The organism is Angustibacter aerolatus (assembly GCF_054776675.1).
Genome location: NZ_BAAHBM010000038.1, coordinates 22826 through 31159, shown reverse-complemented (window position 1 = coordinate 31159; position 8334 = coordinate 22826). Strand labels below are relative to the sequence as shown.

Sequence of the window (8334 nt, the reverse complement as noted above, 5' to 3'; positions counted from 1 at the left end):
GCTCGGCCGACGCGCTCTACTCGTTCCTCGCGCCGCTTATCTCGTCGGCCGAGCACCACCACCGCGGCGGCAGACCCGGCTCGCAGCTGCGCTGCGCCCCTGCGGGGTGCCTTTCCCCCGCCCGACCGGTCCTGATCTCCCACGCCCGGAGGGGGGCGGGGAACGGTCAGCGGCCACCAGCCGCGCACCCGGGTCCCGCTCCCGACCGGCCTTCTCAGCACGACCAGCACGACCAGGCACCGCACCTGCGGTTCCTAGGAACACAAGGAACGCCAGCAGTCACACCGACGCTGGCACACGAACAGGAGCACACCGCATGTCACGCATGAGCACCCCCGCAGCCGCCACGGCCACCGCCGAGGCTGCGCGCACCATCCAGCACGTCGACCCCACCACCCTGCTGGTCGACGTCAACGTCCGTCACGACGCACGCCTCACGGCCGACTTCATCGCCTCGATCCGCGACCGGGGTGTGCTGCAGCCCATCGTCGCGGTCCGCACCGCCGACGGCGCGCTCCGCGTCCGGCTCGGGCACCGACGCACGCTCGCCGCTGTCACCGACGCCCGCGCGCAGGTGCTCACCCTGGCCCAAGTGCTCGCCGCCTACGAGGCCGCGACCGACGTCAGTTCCTGGCGGCAGGTCAGCGACGGCACCCGCCGCTACCTGGAGTTCATCGCCGCCAACGGGTACACCCTCGCCGAGGTCGAGCGACGCGCCTGCGGACAGGACCCCCTGCCCGAGCCCGAGCGCGACGTTGACGCTGCTGCCGCCGATGCACCCGAGGTGGTCGACGAGGCCTGACGGCTGAGCAGGAGCGGCCCGCCCCACCAGGCGGGCCGCTCCCCCGCCACCACTCCCCCGGGCCTCGAGTCCGCGGCGCGGCGCATCGAGCTCGGGGGCATCGAGCCCCCGAGCTCGATCACAGACCCGCCGGCCCCACCCAGCCGCACCACTCAGCCGTTGCGCGATCCAGCACCCCCACTGGGCGTGTCGACCCACCGGTCCACTACCCCAGCACTACCGTCATACCTAGGAACACAAGGAGCACCATGAACTATCGGAATGAGGCCACTCCTATGCCGCGCATCATCGCCGTCGGCAACCAGAAAGGCGGCGTCGGCAAGACGTCCACCACGCTCGGACTCGCCGCGGCCGCCGCCGCCGCCGGCCAGCGCGTCCTCGTCATCGACCTCGACCCACAGGCCAACGCCACCGACGTCCTGCTCGACGACCAGGTCAACGAGCCCGACGACACCACCAAGGTCCCCGGCACCTACGGCCTGCTCGCCGACCCCAAGCGCGGCGGTGGACTCCCCCTCGCAGACGCCATCCAGCCCGCCGGCGCCGCCTGGGCCAACGTCGACGTCGTCCCCGCCACCCAGGAACTCGCCGAGTCCGACGTCGACACCACCCCCACCCAGCCCCTGCGCCTGCGCAAGGCGCTCGAGCAAGGCGCGCAGGCGCTCGAGCCCTACGACGTCGTCCTGCTCGACTGCCCACCCAGCCTCGGCCGCATCCTGATCGCCGCGCTCGTCGCCGCCACCGACGTCATCGTGGTCACCGAACCCGGCGCCCACGCCCTGCGAGGCGTCTCCCGCCTCGAAGAGAGCGTCACCGAGATCCGCGACGGCTTCGGCCAGGACACCCCCCAGCTACTCGCGATCCTCGTCAACCGCGCCAAGCGCGCCACCGAGCACGCCTTCCGCGACAACGAGCTGCGCGAGGCCTACGGCGACCTCGTCCTCCCCGGCTCCATCCCCGAGCGCGTCGCCGTTGCCGACGCCGCAGGCGCCGGTGCCCCCGTGCACTCCCTGCCTGGCGACGGCGCACGCGTCGTCGCCAGCGCCCTCGACGAGATGTGGGCCGAGCTGCGCACCCGCCTCACCAAGGGAGCACCCGCACCCGCCCGCACCTAGCAGCACCCCTATTCCTAGGAATGGGCGCAACCACATCGACGCCAGCGACACGAGCAGCAACCGCACCGTACGCAAGGAGACGAGGACGCATGGCCACCAAGACGACCCGCCGATCTGCCGGCATCACCCGACCCCACCCCGCACGCGCCGCCGCCGAAGCAGCCCGCGCAGCCGCCGAGGCCGAGGCCGCCCAGACGGACGAAACGCAGACCGCACAGCCCGAAGCTGTCGATGCCCCCGAGCTGCACGCCACCGCGCCTAAGCCGGCCGACGCCCAGACGCAGGCCGACGTCCCGCGGCCGCTGCGCGGCCGCGCGGACCGCCAGCGGCTGCAGAGCGGCCGCGTCTCCTTCGCCGGCCGCGCCGCCACCGTCTACTTCGCCAGCACCGCCGACCGCGACCGCGCCAAAGCCGCCTTCATGGCCCGCGGCGGCACCGAGGGCTACACCAGCGAGACCGACTTCTGGGCCGACGTCATCCTCGCCCGCGTCGAGCAGTGGGAGAACGAGCACAACGGGGGAGAGCCGTTCGTCGTCAACACGCGTCGTCGTCGCCGCTGATCGTAGTCCGGTCATTCCTAGGAATAGGTGGAACGCCAGTTGACCTACGCTCTTGCCGAGCACATCTGCGTCCTAGCCAGCTGCGCCCCCACGGCATCCGCCATGAACAACTGGCAGAAGCTCGGCGCCGTCGGACCTGCAGCAGTCGCAATCGTTGGGCTGCTTGCGGCTGTCCTCACCTACAAGGGCGTGCGCGACACGCTAGGTCAGCAACGAACCGCGCTGACGCAGACGCTCGAGCAACAGCGCGTAGGTGCAGAAGCCGGCGTGGCTCAGCAAAGAGAAGCTGCCAGCCGCGAGCAGTGGTGGAAGCGAGCGCAGTGGGCGATGGACCTCACTCAAAGCGGCGTCGAGAGCAAGAAGGCGCTCGGTCTCGCCGTCCTCACGTACCTCGGCACGAGCGAGCTCGCCGGGGCGGATGAGGCAGCGATGCTTGAGCCCGCTTGGGTGCCTATCCTGGGCGATGACGACACCCGCGACAGCAACGCCGGCGACCTCCAGGGAGGTGCCTAACTATGGCTGAGGGCGAAATCGCCGGTGCGCCGGCCTCCGTTGGCCCCCACCAAGAAGGATCTGCTGCCGATGACCAGAGGCTGCGTCCCACAGACGACGAGAAAAGGATCTTCGGGGTCGGCCAGGTGGCGATTGACCCCGACGACGCCTTGCAAGCGATCGACCTCGGTCTGCTGCGGGAGAAGCAAGGGGACCCCGCCGCGGCAGCCGCGGCCTACCAGGTGGCGATCGACTCCGGCGACTTCCTGATAGCTCCCGTGGCGGCGCTCAACCTCGGTCTGCTGCGGGAGAAGCAAGGGGATCCCGCCGCGGCAGCCGCGGCCTACCAGCTAGCGATCGACTTTGGCCAAGCCGGGGTAGCTTTCGCAGCAGCAGCGTTCAGCCTCGGGGCACTGCGAAAGAAGCAGGGGGACTTCGCCGCGGCAGCCGCGGCCTACCAGCTAGCGACCAACGCAGGCGAGCCCCCCGCTCTCGAAATGCTGCAGGAGGAGCAGGGGGACCCCGCCGTAGCGGCGGCTGCTCGAGACGCTCGAGTGCTTGCGGCGGGTCTCACAGCCCTTGCGCCCCCCCTAGCGGACGCGCCAGCAGAGCACGAGGCGACCGATGGCCCACATGCCGAGCCGTTGCCTGTACAACACTCTCCCGTTGTCCGGCGTAACGCTGCACGCCTACGACTGGTTACCGACCGCAAGCAGGGTAAGACAAGCCCCGATTGGGTCTACAAGCTGGCAGGCGAGACAAGACCAGCCTGAGCGGTTCACACGCTTCATCAGCGCGAGCCGCGAACGCACCGCCAGCTGCTACGGATCGACTCGCCCAAGGGGCTCCTAGATCCTTCGACCACCCAGCAGCACCCGCACCAGGCCGCCCCGGGGGAGCGGACCACCACCGCGCCCGAAGTCGGCTGCTCGTGCAGTTGCGCTGTGGTGCCGACTGCGTCGGCTAGACCGGGACCGGCTGCGCCGGTGCTGAAAGCCCTTTCCTCCCACCTCCGGGGCGTCCGATCCTGACCGCCTGAACGGGGGGCGGGGAACGGTCAGCAGTCAACGCCGCACACACCGGGTTCCGCTCCCGACCGGCCTTCTCAGCACCACCCGTCACGGACCTGGGCACCGCAACTGCGGTTCCTAGGAACACAAGGAACACCAGTAGTCACACCGACACTTGCCACGAACAGGAGCACGCCGACCTGCGCCGTCTCGGCGACCACCTCAACACCGGAGATCTCATGACCACCAGCCCCAACCCTGACCAGCACGACCGCGCCAGGGCCACCAACGGCGCAGCCCAGCACCACGAGCGACCCCACCACACACCCGTCCACGTCGAGCAGCCAGCGTGCTCTACCTCGCATCGGATGACGGCTGGCTTTCCGCCACCCTCGCCCTGCTCGAGCTGCTCAAGTGCTTCCACTCAGCCGCACCCATCCGCGCCACGCCACACCCCCGCAGCTCGCGACCCTCTGGGCCGCCGCCGACCTGGTCCTCGTCGACGACGCCGACGACACGACCACGGCCTGCATGACCCTTCCCCCGCGAGAGGCAGTCATCCTCATCGCCGACTGCGACTGCGACCTACTCGCCGCTGCACACCACGCCTTCGCACTGGACGCCGAACGCCTCGCCGTCATGCCAGGCGCATTCAACTGGCTCGTCTACCGCATCGCCTGAGCCGTCACCGGACCCGCACCGAGGGATCACGATGAGCGCTTTCGCACGCCCCGCCGAGGCAGCACCACCTCGTCAGACCAGACGCCGCCGGCCCCGCCGCCGCCGCGGCCCCAAGCGGAACCGGAGGGCGTAAGCACTCACCCGACGTCAGGCGACCCGTCTGCGTCCGCTGCCACAAGGCCGTCAGCACTAGGCTCGACTATTACCCCCAGAGCAGGCGTGAGCTGCTCGTAGCCGGCGTCAGAGCCTGACCTGCGCACTTTGCCGCGGCCTGTGTGCCAGCGCCAGAGCAAGCAGAGGACCCAGCTACAGCCCGGTGGCTGGAACGCTCGCTGAGCTAGTGGATGCCCTTGTGCATGCTGCAGAACGACGAGCCGTTCACCAGATACTCAGCCTTCGAACCGCACTTGATGCACTTGAGGTCCATGCCCGGAGCGTAGGGCTCAGCCTGCTCGGTGCAGGCCGGTGTTGATGACCTGTGGGTGATGGACCACAATCTGTGGACGAAGTACCCCGTCATGTTCCATGATGGTGGGGACGCGCCAGGCTCCAACCCTGACGCGCCCCCGAGGCGGATCTGCTGGTCAGCAGCCGCCCAGGAACCGGATGACCGACACGACGGCCGAGAAGACCTGCATCACGAAGCCCAGCCAGGCTCGCAGGCTCTCGGCCGTCGCCCTGTTCGGCTTCGGCTTCGGGGTCTGATCGCTGTCCATCCGCACTCACCTCCCTTCAGACGGGCCACGTCTCCGGACGACGTGACCTGCCCAGGGGGAGGTAGTTCCTATCGTGACAGGTAGACGGTCAATCTTGCGTGGCACTCAACAGCCGTCCACACGCGCGAACCGCCATCCGTGCAGGTCAGAGGCTCTTCTCCCGCTCATCCACATGTACTCGGATGGTAGAAAGACCCCCCATCGGGTGACCTCCGAACGCTAGCGTCCGGGCCATGAAGCGGTGGCTGACGGTGGAGAACCTGGTCGAACTGGTCCGAACGGTCGGAGCCGCCATCGAGGCAGCCGCCTACTCCGTCCTGCTGTGGGGCATGGGTCCCATCTGGCCCGTGCTGGTCCTGCTGCTGTTCACCGACTGGAACCCGGCAGTTTGGGCAGACGAACACGCCGGCGCCGTCTTCGGCTGGGCCCTCGTGGCTACATCAGGGCTGCTCGCCCAGACGTTCCTCCTGCGTCGGCAGCAGGCCAAGGCACAGGTGCTAGAGAACGCATACGAGCGGCTCGCCAACCAAGCTCCATGATGTCCCTTGACGCCGGGGGAGGGGGCGTCTCCACCGCTGCAGGTTCGCATCATGGAAGCCACCGATGGGGTCGCGCACCTACACGCTCAACCGTTGGGCCACCCTTGACGGTGGGCCCTAGGCTTCGCGCATCCAGTGGAGCAGGAGGCGCTGATGTCTGAGCCACCCCACCTTCGTCACCAGCGTTACATGCTCGAAACAGGTCAATGGCAGACGCCGAGACCACAGTCGGGCTGGCCATCTCGCCCGAGCGACCATCAGATAGCGCTAGCGCGGGTCGACGCCATCCTCAAGGCGCTTCGATCGGCCGGATGGCCCGGCCGCGCCCCCTTGGTCGCCCGCGTCTATCGAGGAGGAGTGCGCTGGCTGCCGAAGCGCAACGTCGTCTTCGGCCATGGGTACCTCCTTGGAACCCAGCCGGTGCAAGGGGACGGTGCCGACTCTGGCAGCGACGAACTAGCCCTGGTTGTCAGCCACGGGGCGCCGTACTTTGGCTTCGCCAAGGGTGCAGACGGCATCAGACCGAAGGTTCCTCCGAGCGCGAGCCTTGTGGCCACTCTCGAGCGGCTAGCTCGAGATAACCACGTCAGTCTCCCTTGAGAGCTACCCTCACGCGGCCGTGAGACGAACTGATCAGCGCGTCGGGCGTTCCCACCAGAGAAGGCTGGTGTGACCACCGTCCTTGTTGCCCCAGCTGTCGGTGTTGAGGAGGCGCCAGCCGTCCGCGCCGCGCTGGTCGAGCAGCTCCTGCCTGGTGGGAACGTCCCTCAGCTTGGCGGCGCCCGGGGTCCAGGTGATCTCGTCGCAGGCGTACTCCATCAGCGCCACACCCCCTGCGTGCTGCGTTCGATGGCCCGAAGGTCGATGCGGTTGAAGATCCGCTGCCAGATGCGTCCGGTCTGCAGGGCACGGACGTCGCCCAGGAGGACCTCGGTCTGGTGCGCCACGGAGCGGGCCTGAGCGACCCTGCTGCGTCGTCGGCGAGTCACATGCATAAGCGTATGGGCCGACAACGACAGCACGACCTCTTCGAAGCCACGCGCGCCGCAGCGGAATTTCAGACAATAAAGCGCGACCTACCGAGCAGGGCGCAGATCAGCCCGGTCAACCCACCCTTGCACCGGCAGCCGCCGGCGCCCCGCCTCACCGACGTCACCAACGTCGTCGACCTCGTCGGCGGAGCCCCCGCCTGGCTCGTCGACGAGGTAGATCACCCACGCCCTCCAGGTGCCGTCCGGTCGCCGGTCCCAGTCCAGCACCAGACCCTCGAACGGCGGGCCGGAGGTGGGGGAGCGCACCCAGCAGTGCGCAGCCGGCCCCGTAGCCGGCCCGTCAGGGCTGACGCCGAGCTCGCCCCGGCGCTGGTCGACGACGCCCTGGTCCACGACGCCCTGGTCGAGGTGGAGTCCCGCGTCTGTAAGTTGCTCGAGCGGGGCGGTTGGTGTGAAGGAGCGCAGACGCTCGAGCCGGGCTTGCTGACCGCTCGCGAGGGGGTGGCGCGACGGCATTCCTCCAGGCACCCCACCCAGTCTGCATCAAATCGAACACGTGTTCGAGTGACGTCGGTGTGGCGGGTCGAGGTCAGAGGGTCAAGGGGCGCCCAGGCGGTCGGCGAGGTGAGTCAGCTGCTCAATCAGGGGGTGCACCTGCCCGACGTCCGGGCCGCCAGCTCGCACCACCGCGCGCAGACGAACCGCGAGAGCGTTGGTGACCTGCTGCAGCGCCCGGCTGCCGTCCGCGGTCAGGGTGATGCTGATCGCCTGCCCGTTGTCCGGGTGCCGCTCCTTGGCCGCGAAGCCGGCCTCGATCGCCCGGTCTAGCATCCGGGTACAGCTGGGCTCGGTCATCCCCAACGCCGTCGCCAGGTCCTTCAACATCAGGCCCGGTCGGGCGTCGAGCACCCGCAGCATCCGCTGCTGACGAACCGGAACGATGTCATTGCCGTCCTCGAGTAACGCCAGCCGGTGCAGCTGCGCTGCTAGCTGACGCGACTCCACGACTAGGCCGGGCGGGCGGGTCGGCTGGCGCGATGACTGCTTAGGCACATGCCATACGGTAACTGATTGTGATTCACCGAAGGGGCACGCCTCGACGTGCCACTCGGCAGGCGATAAGGGTAGATGTACCTCATGACCGCACACGTCGAGGCCCTCGCGCAACTGAACGAGCGTGCCCGAGGAGTTGGTGAATCCCTTGGCTGGTCGTTAGCCATTGGTGAGATACCTCAGTCTGGCTATGGCTTCCTTACGGCCCAACGACCTGACAACTCTGAGGCGGGGACCATCGTGGTGTTCGGGCCCAAGTTGGTGGACGAGCTTCTGCTCCACGAGTTCGACCACGTGCTCGACCAGCTCGCGGCCGGCGCTCGGCACATCGCGGCCGATGAGGACGGCGACCCGCGACTCGTCTGAAGTCGCGA

Annotated in this window: 12 protein-coding genes; 8 read left to right on the top strand and 4 right to left on the bottom strand. The window is 68.7% G+C overall.

Annotation, left to right across the window (positions count from 1 at the left end; genetic code table 11):
• Positions 1-325: 325 nt before the first annotated feature.
• The 6 genes from ACYVI6_RS10650 to ACYVI6_RS10625 all read left to right on the top strand — a co-directional run bounded on the left by ACYVI6_RS10650 (position 326) and on the right by ACYVI6_RS10625 (position 4660).
• The gene (locus ACYVI6_RS10650; protein ID WP_284291876.1) at positions 326-802 is read left to right on the top strand and encodes a ParB N-terminal domain-containing protein; all 477 of its coding nucleotides are present in this window, start codon (positions 326-328) and stop codon (positions 800-802) included.
• A gap of 248 nt (positions 803-1050) precedes the next feature.
• Positions 1051-1917, top strand: coding sequence for a ParA family protein (locus ACYVI6_RS10645; RefSeq protein ID WP_460446345.1), 867 nt, complete (start codon positions 1051-1053; stop codon positions 1915-1917).
• Between the two features lie 89 nt (positions 1918-2006).
• Positions 2007-2477, top strand: a complete 471-nt coding sequence (locus tag ACYVI6_RS10640) for a hypothetical protein (protein ID WP_460446344.1) — start codon at positions 2007-2009, stop codon at positions 2475-2477.
• Positions 2478-2579: 102 nt separating this feature from the next.
• Complete coding sequence (locus ACYVI6_RS10635) at positions 2580-2990, top strand: hypothetical protein (protein ID WP_460446343.1); 411 nt, start codon at positions 2580-2582, stop codon at positions 2988-2990.
• Between the two features lie 2 nt (positions 2991-2992).
• A complete protein-coding gene (locus ACYVI6_RS10630; RefSeq protein WP_460446342.1) occupies positions 2993-3742 on the top strand; it encodes a hypothetical protein in 750 nt (249 codons plus the stop codon).
• A gap of 651 nt (positions 3743-4393) precedes the next feature.
• Positions 4394-4660, top strand: a complete 267-nt coding sequence (locus tag ACYVI6_RS10625) for a hypothetical protein (protein ID WP_460446341.1) — start codon at positions 4394-4396, stop codon at positions 4658-4660.
• A 584-nt stretch (positions 4661-5244) separates the two neighbouring features.
• Here the strand turns inward: ACYVI6_RS10625 and ACYVI6_RS10620 are convergent.
• Complete coding sequence (locus tag ACYVI6_RS10620) at positions 5245-5376, bottom strand: hypothetical protein (RefSeq protein ID WP_284291882.1); 132 nt, start codon at positions 5374-5376, stop codon at positions 5245-5247.
• 233 nt (positions 5377-5609) lie between these two features.
• On the opposite strand from ACYVI6_RS10620, the gene ACYVI6_RS10615 reads away from it, so the two are divergent.
• Positions 5610-5915 carry a hypothetical protein gene (locus ACYVI6_RS10615; protein ID WP_284291950.1) on the top strand — a complete coding sequence of 102 codons (306 nt, stop codon included), beginning with the start codon at positions 5610-5612 and terminating at the stop codon, positions 5913-5915.
• Positions 5916-6548: 633 nt separating this feature from the next.
• Here the strand turns inward: ACYVI6_RS10615 and ACYVI6_RS10610 are convergent.
• The 3 genes from ACYVI6_RS10610 to ACYVI6_RS10600 all read right to left on the bottom strand — a co-directional run bounded on the left by ACYVI6_RS10610 (position 6549) and on the right by ACYVI6_RS10600 (position 7912).
• The gene (locus ACYVI6_RS10610; RefSeq protein ID WP_460446340.1) at positions 6549-6743 is read right to left on the bottom strand and encodes a hypothetical protein; all 195 of its coding nucleotides are present in this window, start codon (positions 6741-6743) and stop codon (positions 6549-6551) included.
• Entirely contained in the window at positions 6734-6862 is a 129-nt protein-coding gene (locus ACYVI6_RS10605) for a hypothetical protein (RefSeq protein WP_284291885.1), read from the bottom strand. Before ACYVI6_RS10605 ends, ACYVI6_RS10610 begins: the two co-directional genes overlap by 10 nt.
• A 642-nt stretch (positions 6863-7504) precedes the next feature.
• Positions 7505-7912 (bottom strand): MarR family winged helix-turn-helix transcriptional regulator, encoded by a 408-nt coding sequence (locus ACYVI6_RS10600; RefSeq protein ID WP_460446339.1) that lies wholly within the window; start codon positions 7910-7912, stop codon positions 7505-7507.
• Positions 7913-8044: 132 nt separating this feature from the next.
• On the opposite strand from ACYVI6_RS10600, the gene ACYVI6_RS10595 reads away from it, so the two are divergent.
• Positions 8045-8326 carry a hypothetical protein gene (locus ACYVI6_RS10595; protein ID WP_460446338.1) on the top strand — a complete coding sequence of 94 codons (282 nt, stop codon included), beginning with the start codon at positions 8045-8047 and terminating at the stop codon, positions 8324-8326.
• The last annotated feature ends 8 nt before the right edge of the window (positions 8327-8334 follow it).